Origin of the sequence: Streptomyces sp. NPDC002580 (genome assembly GCF_042889485.1) — a bacterium.
Classification (GTDB): domain Bacteria; phylum Actinomycetota; class Actinomycetes; order Streptomycetales; family Streptomycetaceae; genus Streptomyces.
Genome location: NZ_JBIAQZ010000014.1, coordinates 62,254 through 82,386, shown reverse-complemented (window position 1 = coordinate 82,386; position 20,133 = coordinate 62,254). Strand labels below are relative to the sequence as shown.

The 20,133-nt window shown below is 70.5% G+C and carries 17 protein-coding genes and 1 pseudogene; 6 read left to right on the top strand and 12 right to left on the bottom strand.

From position 1 onward, the window contains the following. The first annotated feature begins 80 nt into the window (after positions 1-80). Positions 81-2,024, top strand: a complete 1,944-nt coding sequence (locus ACFYW7_RS34060; RefSeq protein WP_389509594.1) for a multicopper oxidase family protein — start codon at positions 81-83, stop codon at positions 2,022-2,024. A 113-nt stretch (positions 2,025-2,137) separates the two neighbouring features. Here ACFYW7_RS34060 and ACFYW7_RS34055 read toward each other — a convergent pair whose 3' ends face one another. The 3 genes from ACFYW7_RS34055 to ACFYW7_RS34045 are packed head-to-tail and all read right to left on the bottom strand — an operon-like array spanning position 2,138 to position 4,339. Beyond that, complete coding sequence (locus ACFYW7_RS34055) at positions 2,138-2,800, bottom strand: sulfotransferase family protein (RefSeq protein ID WP_389509592.1); 663 nt, start codon at positions 2,798-2,800, stop codon at positions 2,138-2,140. Between the two features lie 18 nt (positions 2,801-2,818). After that, a complete protein-coding gene (locus tag ACFYW7_RS34050; protein WP_389509589.1) occupies positions 2,819-3,250 on the bottom strand; it encodes a carboxymuconolactone decarboxylase family protein in 432 nt (143 codons plus the stop codon). Between the two features lie 60 nt (positions 3,251-3,310). Next, the gene (locus tag ACFYW7_RS34045; protein WP_389509587.1) at positions 3,311-4,339 is read right to left on the bottom strand and encodes a methyltransferase; all 1,029 of its coding nucleotides are present in this window, start codon (positions 4,337-4,339) and stop codon (positions 3,311-3,313) included. A 222-nt stretch (positions 4,340-4,561) separates the two neighbouring features. Between ACFYW7_RS34045 and ACFYW7_RS34040 the strand changes: the two genes are divergently transcribed. Further along, complete coding sequence (locus tag ACFYW7_RS34040; RefSeq protein WP_389509585.1) at positions 4,562-5,179, top strand: DsbA family protein; 618 nt, start codon at positions 4,562-4,564, stop codon at positions 5,177-5,179. Positions 5,180-5,210: 31 nt separating this feature from the next. Here the strand turns inward: ACFYW7_RS34040 and ACFYW7_RS34035 are convergent, their stop codons facing one another. Both ACFYW7_RS34035 and ACFYW7_RS34030 read right to left on the bottom strand, forming a co-directional pair. Continuing rightward, positions 5,211-6,089 carry an NmrA/HSCARG family protein gene (locus ACFYW7_RS34035; RefSeq protein ID WP_389509582.1) on the bottom strand — a complete coding sequence of 293 codons (879 nt, stop codon included), beginning with the start codon at positions 6,087-6,089 and terminating at the stop codon, positions 5,211-5,213. A gap of 104 nt (positions 6,090-6,193) precedes the next feature. Beyond that, entirely contained in the window at positions 6,194-6,922 is a 729-nt protein-coding gene (locus ACFYW7_RS34030; protein WP_389509580.1) for an SDR family oxidoreductase, read from the bottom strand. A gap of 351 nt (positions 6,923-7,273) precedes the next feature. Here ACFYW7_RS34030 and hemG point away from each other — a divergent pair, with 351 nt between their 5' ends. Then, positions 7,274-8,755, top strand: a complete 1,482-nt coding sequence (gene hemG, locus ACFYW7_RS34025) for a protoporphyrinogen oxidase (protein WP_389509578.1) — start codon at positions 7,274-7,276, stop codon at positions 8,753-8,755. A gap of 227 nt (positions 8,756-8,982) precedes the next feature. Here the strand turns inward: hemG and ACFYW7_RS34020 are convergent, their stop codons facing one another. Then, positions 8,983-10,734: an FAD-dependent monooxygenase gene (locus ACFYW7_RS34020; protein ID WP_389509576.1), complete on the bottom strand. Its 1,752-nt coding sequence runs from the start codon at positions 10,732-10,734 to the stop codon at positions 8,983-8,985. Between ACFYW7_RS34020 and ACFYW7_RS34015 the strand changes: the two genes are divergently transcribed. Beyond that, positions 10,733-11,968, top strand: coding sequence for a DDE-type integrase/transposase/recombinase (locus ACFYW7_RS34015; RefSeq protein WP_389509574.1), 1,236 nt, complete (start codon positions 10,733-10,735; stop codon positions 11,966-11,968). The genes ACFYW7_RS34020 and ACFYW7_RS34015 overlap by 2 nt on opposite strands. Before the next feature lie 53 nt (positions 11,969-12,021). Here the strand turns inward: ACFYW7_RS34015 and ACFYW7_RS34010 are convergent, their stop codons facing one another. Genes ACFYW7_RS34010 through ACFYW7_RS33990 form a run of 5 tightly spaced genes read right to left on the bottom strand, consistent with a single transcriptional unit; the run spans position 12,022 to position 17,378 of the window. Next, a complete protein-coding gene (locus tag ACFYW7_RS34010; protein WP_389509572.1) occupies positions 12,022-12,516 on the bottom strand; it encodes a pyridoxamine 5'-phosphate oxidase family protein in 495 nt (164 codons plus the stop codon). A 50-nt stretch (positions 12,517-12,566) separates the two neighbouring features. Beyond that, the gene (locus ACFYW7_RS34005; RefSeq protein WP_389509570.1) at positions 12,567-13,886 is read right to left on the bottom strand and encodes an MFS transporter; all 1,320 of its coding nucleotides are present in this window, start codon (positions 13,884-13,886) and stop codon (positions 12,567-12,569) included. Next, entirely contained in the window at positions 13,883-15,253 is a 1,371-nt protein-coding gene (locus ACFYW7_RS34000) for an SUMF1/EgtB/PvdO family nonheme iron enzyme (protein WP_389509567.1), read from the bottom strand. Before ACFYW7_RS34000 ends, ACFYW7_RS34005 begins: the two co-directional genes overlap by 4 nt. Beyond that, positions 15,250-16,029: a phytanoyl-CoA dioxygenase family protein gene (locus ACFYW7_RS33995; protein ID WP_389509564.1), complete on the bottom strand. Its 780-nt coding sequence runs from the start codon at positions 16,027-16,029 to the stop codon at positions 15,250-15,252. The genes ACFYW7_RS34000 and ACFYW7_RS33995 overlap by 4 nt, the downstream gene beginning before the upstream one ends. Beyond that, positions 16,026-17,378 (bottom strand): formylglycine-generating enzyme family protein, encoded by a 1,353-nt coding sequence (locus ACFYW7_RS33990; protein WP_389509561.1) that lies wholly within the window; start codon positions 17,376-17,378, stop codon positions 16,026-16,028. The genes ACFYW7_RS33995 and ACFYW7_RS33990 overlap by 4 nt, the downstream gene beginning before the upstream one ends. Before the next feature lie 439 nt (positions 17,379-17,817). Between ACFYW7_RS33990 and ACFYW7_RS33985 the strand changes: the two are divergent. Both ACFYW7_RS33985 and ACFYW7_RS33980 read left to right on the top strand, forming a co-directional pair. Next, a pseudogene (locus ACFYW7_RS33985) lies at positions 17,818-17,973 on the top strand (hypothetical protein); the annotation flags it as partial. 104 nt (positions 17,974-18,077) lie between these two features. Beyond that, the gene (locus ACFYW7_RS33980; protein WP_389509760.1) at positions 18,078-18,488 is read left to right on the top strand and encodes a hypothetical protein; all 411 of its coding nucleotides are present in this window, start codon (positions 18,078-18,080) and stop codon (positions 18,486-18,488) included. Between the two features lie 58 nt (positions 18,489-18,546). On the opposite strand, the gene ACFYW7_RS33975 is transcribed toward ACFYW7_RS33980, so the two are convergent. Beyond that, positions 18,547-20,088, bottom strand: a complete 1,542-nt coding sequence (locus tag ACFYW7_RS33975; protein ID WP_389509558.1) for an alpha/beta fold hydrolase — start codon at positions 20,086-20,088, stop codon at positions 18,547-18,549. Between the last annotated feature and the right edge of the window lie 45 nt (positions 20,089-20,133).

Here is a 20,133-nt window from a genome sequence, read left to right as displayed (position 1 = left end):
GGCGCCGGGCCCTGCCGGAAAGACACGTCCTGGAGCAGGGTTCGAGTTCGACGAGAGCGGCCGCCCCTACCTTCGGGCGAATGGATCCCACAGCCTCCGAAACATTCGAGCCGTCCGGGCCGGACCGGCGCACGCTGCTGCGTTACGGCGCCATGACCGGGCTGGGCGCCCTGGTGACCGCCACCCCCTTCTTCAGGTCGGACGGCGCGGCCGCCGTGACGGCCGGCGGGCCCGAGCCGACGGCGCCCGAGCTGAAGCTGACGAAGTTCAGGGATCCGCTGCGGGTCCCGCCGGTGCTGCGCCCTCGCGAGCGCGGCGACCATGACGAGCTGACCGTCCGTATGCGCACCGCCGACGTCACCGTGCATTCGGAGATGCCGCCGGTGACGATGTGGACGTACGAGGGCGTCTACCCGGGCCCGACGATCAGGACGGTCAGCGGCCGTCCGCTGCGGATCGTCTGGGAGAACCGGCTGACGGGCGACCTCCCCGTCACGGCCGTCGACTTCGGCTCGGCCACGGGCCGCTCGCCCGACCCGCTCTCCAACTACCCCGGCACGGCGGGGACCCAGGTGGTCCCCGGCGTGTCGGACCTGGCGCCGTGGGCCGCGGTGCACCTGCACGGCATGCTGACCGGCGGCGGCAACGACGGCTGGATGGAGAACCTCATAGGTCCGGGCGACGTGCAGTTGTCGGCCTATCCGAACAACCAGGCCGCGACCACGCTCTGGTACCACGACCACACCCACCACGTGAGCCGCTTCAGCGTCTACGCCGGGCTCGCGGGCCTGTTCCTCTCCCGCAACGAGGAGGAGGAGGCGCTCGGTCTGCCCGACGGCGCCCGTGACGTGCCGCTGTTCCTCAGCGACCGCAACTTCGACGTGGACGAGTCCGGTGCCCTCGTCGGCCGGTTGGTCCACAAGGTGGAGATGGTCGGCCCGCAGCGGCTCATGCGTACCCACGCGGCCCCCTACACCCTGGTCAACGGGGTGGTCTGGCCGTACCTGGAGGTCGCGCCGCGCTGGTACCGGTTCCGGATCGTCAACGCCGCGAACTCCCGGATGTACCGGCTGATGCTGCTGTCGGACGGTCGGCCCGTCCCGGGTGCGCTGCGGGTGATCGGGACCGACCAGGGCCTGATCGACAAGCCGCTGGCCGTCGAGGGGGCGCTCAACCTCTCCCCCGGCGAGCGCGCCGACGTGCTGATCGACTTCGGTGCGTTCCGGGGGCGGGCCCTGAAGCTGGTCAACACGCTGGAGGGCATCGCGCCCGGTGCCTCGGACAAGCCCAACGACCTGCTGGAGCCCGACGTGATGCAGTTCCGCGTCGCGGACCGGGGGTCGTCCAAGGGGTTTGTGCTGCCAAAGGTCGTCTCGCCCACGTTCAAGCGGCTCACCCACCACGACCTGCCCCACGACGTCGCCTCCCGATGGGTGGTCGTGGTCGGTCCCGGCTCGACGAACATTCCCGAGCTGTGGGAGATGGAGGAGGTCGATCCTGCGGGGATCACGTTCCCCTCCCCCGGGACCGTCCAGGTCCGGGACGCCGAGGGCACCGTCACAACGCTGCGCAGGACGGCGATGGCGTACGACGACGGCAGGACGTTCACCGCCGCGCTCGGCAGCGTGGAGGTCTGGAAGTACCTCAACCTCGCCGCGTCCCCGCACCCCATGCACATCCATCTGTCGCACTTCCAGGTGCTGTCCCGCGAGAACTACGACATCACCGGGTTCGACCGGGCCACCCGCGGCTCGGCCAGGCCCATCGCGTTCAAGGCCGCGGGGGTGCTGGAAGCGCACGAGCTCGGAGAGAAGGACGTCATCCGGGTGGGTACTGCGGGCCAGCTCACGCCGAACGCCGCGGTGGGCGAACTGGTCACCGTGGCGGTCCGGTTCCCCGTGGTGGGCAGGGGCGTCCACCACTGCCACATGCTGGAGCACGAGCAGCACATGGTGCGGCCCCTCGTGGTGTCGCCGGCCGTCCATCTGCACGCGGGCGGCCACCACACCCACATAATGCCGTGAGCCCGCGCCGGTGATCGGCGCGGGCCCACGGGGCGCGCTCAGGACCCCAGAACGGCAGCCGGTGTCCGAGGACGCCGGCTGCCGTTCTGGTCGTGATGCGGGGACTCTCCGACTCAAGGGGCAGGGACCGGGCCGGCGCCGGCTGCCTGGGCTATCCGCCGGCGCATCTCCTCGGAGCTGTTGGCGCGCGGGAACTCCTCGTCGGGGATCTCCACCCCGAGGAACGCGCACAGCGGCTCCCACCCCTGCTTCACGTCGTACACGAGGACGTTGTCCGCGCCGAGTGCGCGTACGACGTCCTGGTTGTGCCGGTGGTAGACCTCGATGGCGTGGTCCTTGTCCGAGAACCGGCCGTCGAAGAGGCCCTCCCAGACCAGGGCGTTGACGACGCGGAACAGCCGGGCCTGGCGGGAGCCCGGCTCGGGCGGGTGCTCCATGGTCCGCAGCGCGAACTGGTACAGCGTGTCGTGGGTGCTCTTGTACCAGTCCTCGGCGTCGCGCACGGTGAGGACCACCCTGGTCCCGGGGAGCGCCTCGCTGATCTGCCGGTAGTAGACGGTGGAGGGGCCGTCCACCGCGGAGGTGTAGCCGTCGTAGAGCGCGGCCCAGTCGGGGCGCTCGCCGTCGCAGATGATCCGCTCCCACCGGGCGAGGCGCTCTTCGTCGTCGATGATCTCGAACATGTGGAAGCAGGGCCCGAGGCCGAGCCGCTCCAGGGCCACCTGGAGTGAGGTCGTGCCGGTCCGGCCGAGGCCGGCGTTGATGAGCTTCAGCACGGTGGTGTCTCCTCTTCCTCAGCGCCAGACCGCGTCGTCCTGGTGGGTGGCGACGTTCACCCTGTTCCAGAAGTTGACCAGACTGATGTGCATGACCAGGGCGCCGAGTTGCACGTCGGTGTAGTGCTTGGAGGCGTTCGCCCAGACCTCGTCCGACGGCGCGCTTTGGGCGTCGGTCTGCAGGGTGACGGCCTCGGCCAGTTCCAGGGCGGCGCGCTCGGCGTCGGTGAAGGAGGGCTCGGTCCGCCACGTGTCCACCAGCAGCAGGCGCTTGTCGGCGGGCTCGGCCGGGAAGGTGTAGACCCGGCCGTTGAGTGCGGCGACGCGCAGCCGGATGAAGTCGAGGGTCGACTGCTCCACGCCGACCTTGCCGATGACCTCGGACAGGTCGAGCAGGGGCTGCAGTGCGCCGGGAACGACCAGGGAGGGGTTGCCCATCCGTTGAGCCATCGGGAGTTCTCCTGTGTGATAGCGGTGCGTTGGAAGGTGAGATGACGCCGGGCAGGGCCGTCAGACCGGGATCGCCTCGATGATCGAGATCGGTGACGCGGTGGGGATCACCCTGCTGATCCTGAAGCCCGCCCTGGCGAACAGCTCGGTGTACTGCGCGAGGGTGCGGTCCTGGGAACCGATCATCAGCATCAGCCAGAGGTCGATGGTGTGGCCGATGTGGCGCTCGTTGTTCTCGGGGAGCACGTACTCGATGCAGAGCAGCTTGCCGTCGGGGCCGATCGCCTCGTGTGCGTTGCGCAGGGCGGTCAGAGCGTCTTCCTCGGAGAAGTTGTGGATGATGCGCTTGAACAGGTACGCATCACCGCCCTTGGGCAGCTTGCCGAGGTAGCCGCCGTGCTCGACGGTGCAGCGGTCCGCGACGCCGGCCTCCTCGAAGAGCGAGGCCGAGTCCACGGTCGCGATCTCGAAGTCGTACAGCACGCCCTTGGCGTTCGGTGCCTGCTGGAGGACCCCCGCCAGGAGGTGGCCGCGGCCGCCGATGACGTCCACGACGGTGTGGAACCCGGAGAAGTCGTAGGCGGCCAGGACCGGGTCGGTCTCGGACTCCGAGACCTTGCCGAACGCCTGGAAGAACGCGGCGGCGTAGGCGTGGTTCGCGTGGAAGAAGTCCAGCGTGCTCATGCCGCGCAGCTTGGGCAGGTTGGCCTCGCCGGTCTGCACGGTGGTGAGCAGGTGGCCCCACTCCTCGTGCAGCAGGGGGTGGCTCATCAGCTGGGCGAACTTCCGCATCGAGTCCTGGGCGTCCTCGCGGAGTTTGTCGGACAGCGCCGTGTTCTCGTACCGCCCGTCCGGACGGACCGCGAAGACTCCGTGGCCGGACAGCGCGCGCAGGATCCGGTGGGTCGCCCGCGGGTCGGCTTCGACCCGCCGTGCGATGTCCTCGGCGGACAGCGGCGCGTCGGCGAGCACGTCGGCGATGCCGAGCCGGGCTGCGACGGAGATCGCCTGGGTGATGACGGCACCCTGAATCAATTCGAGCAGCGCGTAGGAATCCGACTGGTCGCGGACCTCGGCCGATGCGGGCATCGCTTTCCCCTCAGAGTGTCTTTATCTCGGATTCCGGACGATAAGTCGACGCTTCTTTCCGCTGCAACCGGCCAAGTTTCTCATGTCATTGACAAGAATGTTCAACCGGGGAATTCTCGCGTTTGAACGGAGCCCACCTCTACTAACACTCGACCGGGAATCCGACCCCGCTTGTCAGGCTGTGCCGACCGCGAACTCGCCATCGCCTTGAGGAGGCCGACGTTGGCCCGCGACACCCCGACCCCGGTGGATTTCTGGTTCGACCCGACCTGCCCCTGGGCGTGGATGACATCCCGGTGGGTCCTCGAGGTCGCGGAGCGGCGGCCCCTGGAGATCCGCTGGCACATCATGAGCCTGACGCTGCTCAACGAGGGACGTGCGGACCTGGACGAGCGCTGGCACCGTGACCTGGCCCTGCGCATGGAGCCGGTACGGGTCTGCGCCGCCGCCGAGCACACGTACGGACCCGGGGCGCTGCGCCGGCTCTACACCGAACTCGGCACCCGCTTCCACCTCGAGAAGGCGCCCAAGGAGCGGGCCACCTACGAGGCGGCCCTGGCCGCCTCGGGCCTCGATCGCGCCCTGGCCGACGCGGCCGGGTCCGACGCGTTCGACGGCGCGGTGCGTGCTTCGCACCACGACGCCATCGCCCGCGTCGGCCCCGATGTGGGCACCCCCGTCATCGCCGTGGGGGACGTGGCCTTCTTCGGACCCGTGGTGACGCCCTCCCCGCGGGGGGAGGCCGCGGTGAAGCTGTGGGACGGCGTGCTCGCGGTGGCCGAGACCGACGGGTTCTTCGAGCTCAAGCGCACCCGGACCCGGAACCCGATCTTCGTCTGAGCCCCGGCGTCCACCACGGCCGGCTCGGGCGTCAGCCGCGGGCCGCGACCGCCGGGGCGGTCCAGTTGTCCTTCAGCCACGCCTCCACGGAGACCAGGTTCGGCCTGTTCCTGCGCAGTTCGGTCAGGTCGGCCCGGAAACCGTCACGCTCGAACCAGTCGAACATGTTGGCCAGGTCCGGGCGACCCGCGCGCAGCGGCTCGATGGGCAGCTGCTGGAAGCGGGTCGGGATGCCGGAGACGGCCTCGAACGCCGCGGCCATCTGCGGCCCGGTCAGCTCGTCGCTGGCGATGTCGACCGTCCGGCCGATCCATTCCTGCGGGTTCTCGAAGGCGTCCGCGGCGAAGGCGCCGATGTCGCTCGTCGCCATGATCTGCACCGAGGTCTCGGGGTGGAGCCACATGGCCAGGACGAGCTCGCCCTGCCTCGCGCGCGGGGCGATGTCCAGGAGGATGTCGTGGAACATCGCCGGCCGCAGCACCGTGGTCGGCAGGTCGAGCGTCGCCAGGTACTGCTCGCCCACCAGCTTGCTCTCGAAGTGCGGGACGCGGGTGTCCCGGTCCGCACCGCCGACCGAGCTGTAGACGAAGTGCTTCACGCCGGCCCGCACCGCGGCGTCGGCCACCGCCCTGCCCTGGCGGATCTCGGCCTCGACGCCGCCTGCGCCCCGGAAGGTCTGCACGCTGAAGACCCCGTACACACCCTCCGTCGCCGCCGCCAGCGACGCCTCGTCGTCCATGTCACCGCGGACCAGGACCGCGCCCGCCTCCTCCAGCGCCCGTGCCTGGGCCTTCTGCGGGTCGCGGACCAGGGCGCGCACGGAGAAACCGCGCCGCAGCAGCTCGCGGGCGACCGCCCCGCCCTGCCGGCCGGTGCCGCCCGTCACCAGGATCGTCTTAGCAACTGCCACTGTCTGCCTCCATGTTGTGTGCCCGCCGGGCCTTGACCGGCCCGGCTGTCAGGTGTGATGGCCGCGAGCGGCCGGGGTCCCTCGCGAGGTGGTGGCGTTGCGCGCTACCACGGAACGGGGCCGTCGTCGGACAGGCACTGGCCCGACGGGCCTGCCTCGTCCAGCGTGGCGAGCCGGACGGCGATCTCCGCGCCCTCGGCGGGTGACCGGAACCCGCGGTTCTGGTTGATGTCGGTCGCCACCACTCCGGGGAGCGCCGCGTTGACCTTGATCGGGGTCTCCCGCAGCTCCTTCGCGTAGGCGAGCGTCACCGCGTTCAGGGCGGTCTTCGAGGACTGGTAGGCGATCATGTTGAGGCCCGCCAGAGGGCCGCTCGGAGCCGAGGCCAGGGTCAGCGAGCCCACGTGACTGGACAGGTTGACGATGCGGCCGGCCGGGGAACGGCGCAGCAGCGGCAGCATCGTGTGGGTCACGGTGACCACCCCGAACACATTGGTCTCGAAGACCTCCCGCAGGTCGACGGCGGTCGCCTCGCTGGGCGTCCCGGTGAAGCCGCCCGCGATGCCGGCGTTGTTCACCAGGATGTCCAGGCGCCCCAGCCGCCGCTCGATCTCGCGGGCCGCCTCCCTCACGGAGGCCGGGTCCCTCACGTCGAGCCGGAGCGGCACGGCCGTGACGCCGTCGTCCGCCAGCGCGTCGGCGGCCTGCTTGCCGAGCACCTCGTCCCGGGCGCCGACGAGAACGGTGATCCCCTGCTCGCCGAGTTGCCGCGCAATGGCGAATCCGATGCCCTTGTTGGCGCCCGTGATGAGCGCGACCTTCTCGAGCGGCACGTTTTTCCCTTTCGTGAGGTCCAGGTCCCAACGCCCCCGGAACGCAAATTCGCCGGATACGCCAAGGCGGTGAGCGGAACATCCTGCGCCCGGTTTTTAAGCAATGAATCAATACGTTCACGGTACGAAACGCAAATGCCCGGGCGTCTCCGATGGTGCCGTCGAGCCACCCTGTTCAAATGCCGAAATCCCGCGGTCGAACAGCGGACCGGCGGGCAGTCGCGAAAGATCGGCCCGCCTTCAAGGCGCCCTCCACCCGGGGTCCGGGGCGCTCGGCGAGACTGCCCACGGCCTGTCTCGGCGCCGGCCGTAGGGGCCTTACGACACCGTAACCATGAAGGAGCTGGTGGAATGACTGGGAGCGAACAGGCCCGGGCGGGCGGCAAGCCCCACGTGGTCATCGTCGGTGGCGGGATCTCGGGACTGGCGGCGGCGTTCCACCTGCGGAACGAGCCGGTGCGCGTGACGCTCCTCGAGGCCTCGTCCCGGCTGGGCGGAAAGCTGCTGGTCTCCGACGTGGCAGGAGTCGCGGTCGACGAGGGCGCCGAGTCGCTGTACGCCAACCGCAAGAAGACCACCGGTCTGATCAAGGAGGCGGGACTCGGCGAGCAGATCATGTCGGCGGGCCCCGTCACCGCGTCGGCGATCTGGACCGGGGGCACGATCAGGCACCAGCCCGACCGTCAGTTCATGGGTGTGCCCTGTGACATCGACGACCTCGCCCGGTCCGGGGTGCTGTCCGCCGAGGGCGTGGAGCGGGCGCAGCAGGACCTCGTGCTGCCCTCGTTCGACCTGAAGGGCGACATCTCGGTCGCGTCCTTCGTCGGCGGGCGGTTCGGCCAGGAGGTCGTGGACCGCCTCGTCGAGCCGTTCCTCGCCGGTGTGTTCGCCGGGCGTGCCTCGGACCTCTCGTTCGAAGCCACCCTGACCCCGCTGGCGAGGGCGTCCCGCGATCACATCTCGCTGGCGGACGCGGCCGGCTCGCTGGTGCCGCACCTCCAAGAGGGCGAGAAGCCCCCGCCGGTGAGCGTCGCCACCCTCGAGGGCGGCTTCGGCACGCTGCCCGCCGCGATCGTCCGGCAGGTGCTGGACGCCGCGCCGGACACGGCCCTGCGCACCGGGACCCCCGTCCGGGGCCTGACACCCAAGGGTGACCGCTGGCAGGTGACCGTGGGGTCGGCCGCCGACTCGGAGGTCATCGACGCCGACGCGGTCATCATCGCCACCCCGGCCGGCCCGACGGGCAGCCTGCTCGCCGGGGTCCCGGGTACGTCCTCCGCCGCCTCGGCGCTCTCCGAGGTGCCGTACTCCAGCGTGGCCATGGTGACGCTCGCCTACCCGCGCACGGCCTTCCCCGGCGGGCTCTCGGGCCGCGGCTACGCCGGCTACCGGGTGCCGGCGGAGGAGGGGAAGGCCGTCAAGGAGGTCACGTTCACCACGGTGAAGTGGCCGCACCTGGCGGGCGAGACGGAGATCGTGCGCTGCTCGCTCGGACGGTTCGGCGAGGAGCACCTGCTCCAGCTCGACGACGCCGACCTGGTCGCGCTGGCGACGGCCGAGCTCGCCGAGGCCACCGGCGTGACCGGTGTCCCGGTGGCGTCCCGCGTGAGCCGCTGGGAGAGCGCCCTGCCGCAGTACACCGTCGGCCACGTGGACCGGGTGCGGCGGATCCGTGAGGCCGTGGCGACCCAGCCCGGACTCGCGGTCTGCGGTGCGCTGTACGACGGCGTGGGCGTCGGTGTCTGCATGATGACCTCGCGCAGGGCCGTCGACCAGATCCTCCCCGTCGTGAAGAAGGCTGCGGCAGCCGGCTCGGTCGCAGCCGGGGTGTGAGCCCCGATCCGCTGGAGTGATCCCGAAGTGATCACTCCAGCGGATTCGGCATGCGTGCGCCGGCTTACGGGCAGGACGAGAAGGGCCGTGCCCAGGCACGGCCCTTCTCGTCCTGCCCGTTCCGCGTCGCGGAAGCGGCGGTCCTCGTCGCGGCCCCGGAAGATCCGGTCAGCGCTCGGATCGCTGACCGGATCTCTGATCGGATCCTGATCGGATCCCTGACCGCATCAGCGGTCCAGGATCGTGGCGAAGACCTCCGTCAGCGCCTGCTCCGCGTCCTCGCCGGCGCCGGTGCTGCGCCAGGCCACGTGCTGGTCGGGACGGACCAGGAGCGCACCGGCACCGGTGATCTGCCGGACGGCCTCCCAACCGCCGTCCACGTCGGCGTACTCGGCGCCGTCGCCGATGCGGACCGCGTTGACCTGGACGGAGAACTTCTCCGCCACGCGCGCGGCCGCCTCGCTCCACGCCGTCCCCTCCGGGCCGGTGATCAGTGTGAAGCCGGTCCTGCCCGTCAGGTCGAGGGTGGACAGGCGCTCGCCGTCCCGGGTGATCCAGGCGTGCGGCAGCCGGTGGCCGGGGCGCGACGTCGGCGTGTGCTCGTCGCGCATGGGGACGCGGGCCGGGCGCTCGGTGCCGTCGGGGACGACCGCTCCCTCCTCGTAGGCGAAGCCGACCTCCATCTCGAACGACTGGCAGCCGCCGCGGTGGGTGTCGAATATCTCCAGGGCCCGCGCCCGCACGGTGTCGCCGAGCGGCGACGGGTCGAAGTACGCCGCCAGACGCTGCCCGCGGCGCCCCGCCGGGATGTTGTGGCCGCCGCCGATGGCGTCGATGACCACCTGGTGGTGCTGAGCGGCGGAGACCGCCCAGTCGACGTTCTCGCGGCCCACGGGCCGGCGCTCGGCCTCGTAGGTGTCGATCAGGCTCTCGGGCGCGCTGCCGTTCAGTACCGCAGCCAGCTTCCAGGCGATGTTGTGCGCGTCCTGGATGCCGGTGTTGAGGCCCAGGCCCACGGCGGGCGGCTGCTTGTGCGCGGCGTCGCCCGCGATCAGCACCCGGCCGACCCGGTACCTGTCGGCGAGGATCGCGTTCACGATCCAGTCCGTGACCTTGTGCACGGTCACTTCCAGATCCGGCACCTTCAGCACTTCACGGATGCGGTCGACGACCGTCTCGTTGTCCCAGCGGCCGGCCGGGCCGGGGGCCATGTGCAGGCCCCACTGCTCGCAGGCCTTGCCCCAGCTCGGACCCATCTCGATGAGGTTGACGGAGAGGTCGGGGTCCTCCGGGCTGAGGTAGTGCGTGATGAGCGTGCCCTCCTCCCACCACTGCGACAGGTCCGCGGAGAAGTACACGGTCGTCGTGTTGACGTTGCTGGGCGGGCCCTGCATCTCGATGCCGACCTTGGAGCCGACGAAGCGGCCGCCGTCGGCGCCGAGGAGGTACTGCGCCTTGACCGTGATGACCTCGCCGGTCTCGACGTTGCGCACCTCGGCGACGACGTGGTCGCCCTCGTCGGAGAAGTCGATCACCTCGTGGCTGAAGAGGATCCGCCCCGGACTGCGCTGCTCCGCGTGACGACGCAGGATCGGCTCCAGCCACATCTGCGGCAGCTTCGAGGGCAGTTCCGGCCCGGCCGCCCCGTAGCGCTCCGTCAGTTCGCCCCCGCCGAAGGCGTCCATCTCATGGATCCGGCGAGCGTCGAGCGGGCCGTCACCGGCGAACGTGGTCGCCCAGCGCACCTTGCCGAACTTGTCCAGCGGCGCCGCCTCCGCGAGGACGTCATCGCGGATCCCGTGCTGGCGGAAGATCTCCATCGTGCGCTGATTGAGGTAGTGCGCCTTCGGCACCCTCGACGTGTCCGCGTGCCGCTCCACCAGCAGGTGGTCGACGCCCTGGTCAGAGAGAAAGACGGAGGCGGACAGGCCGCACCCGCCGCCGCCCACGATCAGGACCGGAACCTCGATTGACGTCATGTTCGCCCTTCCAGAATTCAGATGGCTTCTCCCCCACAGCCTGACAACGTCATCCGCAACCCTGGTCAAGAACGACTGGACTCCGAAAAGCCGTCGGCCGCTCACGCGGGTGACCGGCCGACCACGTGCCTCGGGGGAAGGGGTTCCTCCGGGATTCCTCCCGGGTGCTCAGCCGAGCCGGACGCCGTCGCTCATCAGCGTGCGTCCGGCCAGTGCGTCGGCCTCCCGCCGGGCCTGGGATGCGCCGGGGCCGTACGCGGAAGTACGGGGAGGGCTGGTCGGGTTCGCGCGGGTCGAACCCGGTCCCGGCCGCGAAGGCGTCGGCCGTCCCGCCGAGTTCGGTGACGTCCACCGGCTCCGTGTCGCCGTCGACGATCACGACGTCGCGCGTCGGGCCGGGGCCGACGCGTACCCGGCCGTCCGCCGGCAGGTTGCGACCGGCCACGGAACCGCGCGGGGTCGAGATGAGGATGGCGGTCCCGTCCCAGAAGAACGAGAGCGGGTTGAGGTGGGCACCGCCCGGACCACCCGCCGAGGCGACCCGGAGATCGATGTCGTTGTCCAGTCTCTTGCAAGTGTCCCCCCGCCGCTCTTCGAGCCCACGCGGTGGCACAGCCGTCATGCTCCCGGCCTCCATGTCGTGGAGAGTCTCCGTCCGAGGAGGTCTCCTTCGGTCGTCGTAGGGGCCGTCGGCGCGGTGGCCGCCGGCGCCCTGACGGCCGCACGCACACCGGTCATGTCGTGTGTGCCCGGTGCACGGCGAAGCGCACGAAGCCGTTGGGCAGGGGCAGAACACGCACCCGAGCCTCTGGCCACCGTCATCGACATCGCCTCGTGCCGCGTGGTCGGCTGGTCCACCGCCGACCGCCTGTGGACCGACCTGGTCGCCGACGCTCTCAGGTCCGCCTGCCGTCGGCGTCGCCCCAGGCGTCCGGTGGTCTTTCGTTCGGACCGCGGCTGTCAGTACACCAGCCAGCGATTCGCCACTCCGGCAGGGGAGTTCAGAGTCCGCCTGCCCGTCGGTCGCACCGGTCGGTGCTGGGACAACGCGCTTGCTGAACCGTTCTTCGCCACCATCGAACGGGAGTTGCTCGACACCCGCCCCTGGCCCAGCCGGGCCGCCGCCCGCACCGCGATCTTCGACTTCATCGAGGGCTGGTACAACCTGCACCGACTGCACAGCAGCCTCGGCCACCGCGGTCCCGCCGAACACGGGACCGCACTCGCGGCCTGACCACCACACCGACGGTGTCCGCCAAAGCGGAGCAAAGCCGTCTTCAGCACCGGTCAAGCACGGCTGGACCGCAGCCATGACCGGTCGCGCCACGGGCGCCGTCGGCCGGCTTCCGCGGATCGCTCGCTGTACGCCCAGCCGAGCCAGTCCTCGATGTCGATGGCCACCACGGGTCCGCCGTCCTGGAGGTAGCGGGGGCCGTCGAACGACTCGTACTTGCGGTCCAGCAGGCCCAGCGCACGCGTGCGCTCCGGGCCCTCGTCGATGACCCGGGCGGCGCCGCGCAGCCGTACCCACCACGCCTTCAGCCAGTCCTCGTCGTAGCAGTCGGCCAGGACCGTGGCCCGTTGGTCGCGGTCGAGGTTGCGCAGCCGCTTGGGCCGCGGATTGCCGCTTTTCGGCTTGTCGGTCGGTGAGTAGAAGGTGTCGCCGTCGACCACGAAGATGACGGGCACGACATGGGCGCGCCCGCGCTCGTCGACAGTGGCCAGCCGGACGGCCCGCTCGCCCTCGAACCGGCTGCGCATCTCTTGCTGCCCGAGTTTCAACACCGCTCCTTGTCTGTGGGGCCCAGGCTCTGGGCATGGCGAAGTGGCCGTCACGGCGGCCGGTTTGTCGCGCGGGTCCTAGCAGGGTTCACCGCCGCACGGTGTTCAGGAGTGGTTTCCCGCCGCTCCCGGCGGTGCCGGTGGCGTCGTACCAGCAGGATCAGGACCGTGCCGAGGACGGCGAGGCCGACGGTGGTCCGGCCGGACAGTTCGATGGTGTCCGACGCGCCGAGCGTGTCGACCAGGGGGCCGCCGAGCACCGCGCCCAGCGGGGTCGCGATCACGAGGATCGCGCTGCGGAAGGCGCTGAGGCTCACCAACTCCTCGATGGGTGCCTTCTGTTGCAGCAGGGTGATGGTCACCGGTCCGTAGGGGGCGTAGATCAGCCCGCCGAGGCCGAAGCCGGCGATGCCCACGGCGAGCGTGCCGAACTGGGCGAAGGGGAGGATCGCCAGCCCCCAGCCGGCGACGATGCCCAGTACGGTCGGCCACAGCGGGAGCCGCCGCAGCGTTCCGGTGATCCAGGTCCCGATCACCGCGCCGACGCCGAACGCGCCCCAGATCCATCCGAGGGCGGTGGGGTCCCCGCCCATCCGCTCGGCCACGACGACCGGGACCGCCACCTCGATCGGCCCGTACAGCAGGTAGAAGACGAACGAGAGCGCGAGCAGGCCCATCAGCTCCGGGTGGCGGGCGAGGGTCCTGGCGCTGCGCCGCAGCGGCACCGCGGGACGGCGCTCGAGGGTGCCGTCGCCGCGCACCCGGGCCGTCACGAGGGCGAGGTACAGATAGCTGGCCGCGTCGGCGGCCAGCACCGCGGCCGGCCCGAACGCGACCGTGACCAGACCGGCCAGCGGCGGTCCGGTGATGAACGACAGCTGCTCCTGGCTGCCCACCAGCGCGTGGCCGGCCAGCCGGTCCTTGGCCGGCAGGGTCTCGGCGACGAACGTCTGACGGCCGGCGATCCCCCAGGCGTGCAGGACCGAGGAGATGGCGAGCAGGGCGATGTAGGTCGCGGTGTCCAGCAGGCCCGTCCAGTACAACGCCGGGATCAGTGCGAACAGGGCACCGCGCAGGAGCGCGTTCACCAGGATCAGGCTCCTGGCGTTGCGTCCGCTCAGCCAGCGTCCCAGCGTGAGGGAGCCGATCGCGGCGGGCAGACTGTAGGCGGCGACGGCGAGCCCCACCGCGAGGGACCGGTCGGCCGGAGCGGCCAGTTCGACGGCCAGCCACGCCACACCGATGAAGCTCATGCCGTCGCCGAGGAAGGAGACCAGGAATCCGGGCTGCAGCCGGCGGAAGTCGGGGTTGGCGAGACAGCGGGTGTAGCCCTCGGGCAGCACCCGCTGGATTCGCCGTACTGCGGTCATCGAACGGGCACCTCGGATTCGCTCGCCGCGCAGCGGAACCCGATCTCCGGGCTCCTGGTCACCAGCGCCTTGCCCGCCCGGCTGACCGCGGTGAGCAGCGCGGGGGGCGAACTCCACGCTCCGCCGCGGACACTGACCTCGGCCGACCACTCACCCCACAGGTCGCCCGGGTCCATGGTGCCGAAGCGTGGCTGGAGCGGGAGGCCGTCCAGGAACCGGGTGGACGTCCACTCCCACACGTTGCCGCACATGTCCCGGACGCCGAAGGGGGATTCGCCGCCCGGCAGGTTCACCGGACCGGTCAGCGCGGGCAGTTCGGCGACGGACAGATCCGTGAGCCGGCGCAGCCACGCCCGGCGGTCCAGGACCGTCCCGGCGTCGTGGCCGAGTACCGAGTGCAGGCCCCGCACCAGCTCGGGCCGGAAGTCGGCACCCCAGGGGTGGTGCCGGTGCTCGTCTCCCCGGGCGGCCCGTTCCCACTCGTCCTCGGTGGGCAGCCGTTTGCCGCACCAGGCGGCGTAGGCCACCGCGTCGTACCAGCTGACCCCGGTCACCGGGTGGTCGCCGGCGCAGCGGGGGTCGTCGGCGGTGGAGCGTGTGTGGTCGGTGTTCCTCGGCTCGTCCGGGTGGCACCACAGGTGGCCCTGGGCGCCGACGTCGGTGACGAACGCGTCGTACTCGTCGTTGGTGACCGGGCAGGTGTCCAGGTGGAACCCCTCGACCGTGACCTCGTCCACCACGGGCTCGCCCGGGTCGCCGAAGGAGTGTTCCGCGCCGGGGTGCGTCCCGCGGCGCAGCCGTCCGGCCGGGACGTGTCGCATCCCGTCCGGGGAGAGCCGGCTGGGCAGCCGGTCGGCCGACAGCGGGACGGGGAGGTCCTCCAGGACCGTGCCGGCCAGTGCCGTGTCGGCGAGCAGTGTCTGTGCCGAGGCGAGTGCGTGCGCGTCCGCCACCGTCACGTAGTTCCCGACGCCCGCGGCGATCTGGTCCGGTGACCGGCCGAGGACGGCCAGCAGGGCGTGCAGCGCGGAGGGGCCGCCTGCCGAGCGCAGGGCCGGTGTTGTGGCCAGGGAGGCGAGGGCGGGTCCGCGCACGGTCTCGTCCGGGTCGGCCAGTGCCCAGCCGACGGCCTCCGCCGCCAGTTCCGGGGCGAGCCGTACGGCGGCGGCCAGGGCCTGGCGCCGTATTCCGGGGGTGTCGTGCAGCAGGCCGACCGCGAGGCATTCTTCGAGCAGGTGCGGGTCGGCGAGCTGTTCCAGGGTGCGCAGGTAGCCGTCGATCAGGGCGTCGCGTTCCGCCGGGGGCCCGTCGGCCCAGGCGGCGATCCGCAGGACTTCGGACGGAACGTCCGGGGTGGTGGTGGTCATCGCGCGTCGGCCTCCGCTCCGGTGATCATCTTGGCGAAATCCTCGCCCGCCCGGTGGCTGTACGCCGTGCCCGCCGAGGGCTTCTGTCCCGCGGAGTAGTACATGTACAGCGTCGCCCGGCTGGTGTCGTCGAGCACCGGGCCGGAGTGGTGGAGGATGTTGTAGGTGTGGCAGATGACGTCGCCCGCCTCGGCTTCGATCGGAAGCCCCAAGGGCTCCAGTCGCCGCGGCGGATACCGGTGGGATCCGGGCACGAGGATCAGGCAGCCGTTGCGGACGGTGGCGTCGTCCAGGTAGATGCCCACGTTCACCAGGGGGGTCAGCGGGACGTCGTGCGGGAAGTCGAGGTGCCAGTCCAGCGCACTGTAGGAGCTTCGCTTGCCCCGTTTCATCTGCCACACGGCTCCGTCGACGGCGTCCTCGAACCGCCAGGTGGGGCGTCCCAGCAGACCGGGGCCGAGCGCATCCAGTTTCCGGCGCTCGATCAGTTCCCGGGTGTCCGCGCTGTGCAGGGTGAAGTAGGGCAGCCGGTGCAGGGTCGCCCGGCCGTTCTCGTCGTACGAGGGCTTGATCACCTGGTCGCGGTGCTCGGCCGGTACTTTCCCGTCGAGCGTGTCGCGCTCCAGGCGTTCGGCATCGCGTTGGATGATCTCCACGTCCTGCGCGTCGAACACGCCGCGGTAGATGACGAACCCGTACTGCTCGTAGAAGGCGCGTTGTTCCGCCGTGACGGTGCCGTCGTAGCGGAACCGCGGGATGCGCTGCGGGGAGCTCATCGGATCACCCCTCGGAACCCGATCTCGTTGTGCCGGTCCGTGAAGAGGTCCTTGCCGCGGAAATAGGCCGTGACCTGCTCCCGCATGGAGGTCCACGCGCCGCCCCGGATGACCACCGAGGTCTCCTCGGCTGTCGCCCATTCGGTGCGGGGCCTGCCGGAGATCATCGGCTTCATCCGGTCACGGGTGAAGAAGTTGGTGTCCGTCCACTCCCAGCAGTTCCCGACCAGGTCCGCGACGCCGTAGGGGCTGAGGTTCCTGGGGTGGGAGCCGACCGGGACCGTGGTGACGGCGGGAGTCGTCTCGTCGAAGGTGCTCAGGGTGTCGCGCCAGTGCTCCAGGCTCTGCGCTTCGCCGAAGGAGGCACCGAACCAGCGCAGCGCGTCCGGGTCGAATTCGTCGCCCCACGGATAGAGGGATCCACTCTCGCCCCGTGCGGCCTTCTCCCATTCCAGTTCGGTCGGCAGCCGTTTGCCGAGGTGGGCGAGGTAGGCGTAGGCGTCGAACCAGTCGACACCGGTCGCGGGGTGGTCGGGGCCGAACCGGGCGTCGCCGACGATCCCGCGACGGTGGTCCTTGTCCTCGGGCTCGTCGGGGTGGCAGAGCGCGTGCTCGGCGGCCTGCGGGCTCCGCGCCCACTGGTCGTACTCCCGGTTGGTCACCGGGTACCGGTCGATGAGGAAGTCGGGCAGGTAGCGGGTCTGCCGGGGGGCCGCGTCGTCCACGTCGTAGAGCGGATGGACGACGTCGTCCATGCCGATTCCGGCGACGAACTCGGACGCGGGGACGAGCACCATGGCGTCGGGAACGGGACGGGGCAGGTTCTGCGGGTCGTAGTCCCAGTGTTCGTCCAGTGCGCATCCCTGCGGCAACTGGCCGGTCCTGGTGTGCTCCCGCTCGATCTCCAGCCTGGCCGCGCGGTCTTTTGCGCCGAGGATCTCGTCCATCGCCTTGGCCACGACGGCGGCGCCGATGCCCACCGGCTTGGTGCTGCGGAACAGGCCGGCCTCGGCCGGTCCGGTGATGTGCAGCAGCTCCTCGTAGGCCTCGCCGATGCGGTTCCGGGCGGCGATCTTCGCGGCGGAGAACACGACGAAGTCCTCGTCGTCACCGAGCAGCCAGACCAGGAATTCCCGCGCCGCGGGAAGAGTGGCCGTGAACGGACCGACACCTTGGAGAACCGTCAGGCGGACATCCGCACGGGGGTGGGTCGCCGCCATCGCGCAGAGTTCTTCGATGACTTGGGGGTGCCGAAGTCCGGCGATCGTCTCCCGCAGTTCGGCGCGTTCTTCGCCGGTCAGCGGTTCGCGCGATTCCTGCCATGCTTCCGGGGCCAGGAAACGATCCACCAGCCCGTTCAAAGTCTTCTGCTCAACAGCAAAACGTTCGTAACTCCACCTGTGCACTGGTCCCACCTCGATTGCCACGGTCAGATATCCCTGAGGCCTAAAACTCTGGCCTGTGGAGGGTGCCAGGACCCTCCACAGGCCACGAGACCGCCTTGATCAGGCCGCCCACTTGAAGTACTTACCGGCCGGGCGGACACCGCCCTTTCGCTGCGAGCGCAGAGCGTTCCACTGACGAAGCGTCTTCATCTGATTCACCTCCTCGGATGGATCGGCAATCGATTGGATCGACCATCCCGTCGAATGCTCGGCTCTGTCAAGTTCCCGGTTTTTTCCGCGTTGTTGATGAACTGAAGGTCTCGTTCAACTGCCGAGTCCCCACAGTTGAACAAGCAGGCCGGCGAACAGAATTCGATAGCACCCGATTTGAAAGAAGTGCGTTGTGCGAGTTCTCGTCGTGCCGTTTCCCTGGAAGGCGCACGTGTTCAACCTGGTGCCGCTCGCGTGGCCGCTGCGGACGGCCGGGCACGAGGTGCGGGTGGCCTGCCGGCCGGGTCTGCTCGACGCCGTCACCTCGGCCGGGCTGACGGCGGTGGGGGTCGGTCCCGGCGGGACGTCGAAGGTGCGCGGGCAGCGGGACCGGCGCCGGACGTCCGGCCGTGCCGCCGCGGCGAAACGGCCCCGCAGCAGGGACTCGACCCGTTGTTCGACCTACGGCCACACCGCGAGCGGCCGAGCTGGGAGCAGGCCTCCGGAGTCTTCGACGACCTGGTGCTTCCGCGGGCGCGGCGGTCCGACGACTCGACGATGGAGGATCTGGTCGCCGTGGCCCGCGCCTGGCGGCCGGACCTGGTGCTCTTCGAGGTGGCGTCCGTCCACGACGACAACCGGCTGCCGGCCTCGGCATCCGACGAGGAGCTCCCGTCGGTGGTGACGCCGAGGGCCACGCTGCTGCCTTCGGGCGTGGCGGTGTCTCTCCTGGTCATGGGCGCACCGGCCGACCTCGCGGGCCCGCTGCCCGCGGCCTTCGTGGTCGCCGGCATCACGGTCCTGGTCCCCGTCGCGACCGCACCCACCGGGCGAGCCTGGAGAAGACGTCCGCGGAACGCATGATCACGATGGAGCCGGCGGGCCCCGCATGGTGATCATGCGGGGCCCGGCTGACGACGGATCAGGCCGTCGGCGGCACCGGGTCCCCGGGCGCCTGGCAGGTGGCGTCGATGCCCCACGACGAGGTGGGACGGGTGCCGTCCCTCAGGTAGTCGCCGACGTAGGTGTTGAGGCAGGGGTTGTTGTTCGCCGACAGCGCCGAGCCGACGTTGTGGCCGCCCAACTCCATGATGAGACGGGAGTTGGGGAACCGGATACGCATGTCGAGAGCGCCGAACATCCCGTGTGCGCTGTCGTACTGCGGCTGCACCAGCAGGACGTTGGCGCTGCCGTTGCCGACCCGTGCCGGAGCCTGGGTCTGCGCCGGCCAGAACGCGCACGGCGCGCTGTACCAGCCGTTGCTCCAGGTCAGGAGGTGGTTCCCGGCGGCGTACTGGCCGGCGAGGGTGGCGCTCCACACCTTCCAGTCCTTCGGCCACCGGCCGTCGGTGCAGTTGACCGCGTTGGTCGTCGCGACGCGGTTCTGCTGGGGGAAGCCCGGGGTCGGGGAGTCGGCGCGCAGCGCCGTCGCGTCACCGCGCACCACGAAGTCGGAGAGTATCTTCGCGCGGCTCACCCAGGTCCAGCTGCGGTAGACGACCTGCTCGAAGACGTTCGCCCACTCGCCCGGTCCGATCTTGCCGTCGACCGGCGCAGCACGGAGGGCGTCCTGGCCCTTGTAGTAGTTCGCCTCGACCTCGTCGGCGGTCGTGCCCAGGTGGTAGACGGAGTCGTACTTGGCGACCCAGGCGAAGAAGATCCCGCCGTTGTACTCGGACGTGATGTTCTTGGACATCTGGTTCTGGTACCCCACGCCGCTGGGGCTGGGCACGCTGTCGAGCACCATGCGCTTCACCCGGGCCGGGTACATCGTCGCGTAGACCGAGCCGAGGTAGCCGCCCCAGTCGATGCCGTAGTAGGTGATCTGCTCCTGGCCGAGCGCGATCCGCATCCGGTCGAGGTCGCGCGCGGAGTCCTTGGTGGTGAAGTGGTCGAGCAGGCCGCCGTACTTGTCACCACAGCTCTTGGCGTACGCCTCGGCCTTGGCCACGGCGTTCTGCTCGTCCGCGGCCGTCTTCGGCACGGGGTCGGGCAGCACCGGGTTGATGTAGGACGGGTCGCACACGATCGCCGGCTCGCTGGCCCCGACGCCGCGTGGGTCGAAGCCGATCCAGTCGTAGGCGGCGCCGACGTCCTTCGCCAGCCCGGTCGTGCCCTTGGCGTACCGGGTGGGCATGTCGCGGCTGATCGGGCCGGGCCACTGGCCGCGGTGCAGCAGCACGACGCCCTTGTACTGGTCGTCGGTGACGGTGTGCTTGGCGCGGGTCAGCGCCAGCTTGATCTTCTGACCGCTGGGCTGGGCGTAGTCGAGCGGGACCTCCACCGAGCCGCACTCCAGGCCCTTGAGCAACGCACCGAGGTTCGGGTCGATGTCGGGACACGGCGACCAGTCGATCGTTCCCGTGGTCGGCGCGGCAGCCCCCTCGGCCGCCGCCACGGGGGCGACGGCCGGAACCGACAGGCCGATCACGATCACCGCATTGACCAATGCGAGCTTTTTCATGGATACCCCTTCTGGATGCACGGCGCACACAGCGTGGCAAGGGGG

Bases quoted from the DNA above. Each gene is read 5' to 3' on its own strand.
- ACFYW7_RS34045 (WP_389509587.1), bottom strand. From the start codon at position 4,339: ATGCCCGCATCGGCCGAGGTCCGCGACCAGTCGGATTCCTACGCGCTG.
- ACFYW7_RS34000 (WP_389509567.1), bottom strand. From the start codon at position 15,253: ATGACCACCACCACCCCGGACGTTCCGTCCGAAGTCCTGCGGATCGCC.
- ACFYW7_RS33995 (WP_389509564.1), bottom strand. From the start codon at position 16,029: ATGAGCTCCCCGCAGCGCATCCCGCGGTTCCGCTACGACGGCACCGTC.
- ACFYW7_RS34050 (WP_389509589.1), bottom strand. From the start codon at position 3,250: ATGGCTCAACGGATGGGCAACCCCTCCCTGGTCGTTCCCGGCGCACTG.
- ACFYW7_RS34020 (WP_389509576.1), bottom strand. From the start codon at position 10,734: ATGACGTCAATCGAGGTTCCGGTCCTGATCGTGGGCGGCGGCGGGTGC.
- ACFYW7_RS33975 (WP_389509558.1), bottom strand. From the start codon at position 20,088: ATGAAAAAGCTCGCATTGGTCAATGCGGTGATCGTGATCGGCCTGTCG.
- ACFYW7_RS34015 (WP_389509574.1), top strand. From the start codon at position 10,733: ATGTTCGCCCTTCCAGAATTCAGATGGCTTCTCCCCCACAGCCTGACA.
- ACFYW7_RS34005 (WP_389509570.1), bottom strand. From the start codon at position 13,886: ATGACCGCAGTACGGCGAATCCAGCGGGTGCTGCCCGAGGGCTACACC.
- hemG (WP_389509578.1), top strand. From the start codon at position 7,274: ATGACTGGGAGCGAACAGGCCCGGGCGGGCGGCAAGCCCCACGTGGTC.
- ACFYW7_RS34060 (WP_389509594.1), top strand. From the start codon at position 81: ATGGATCCCACAGCCTCCGAAACATTCGAGCCGTCCGGGCCGGACCGG.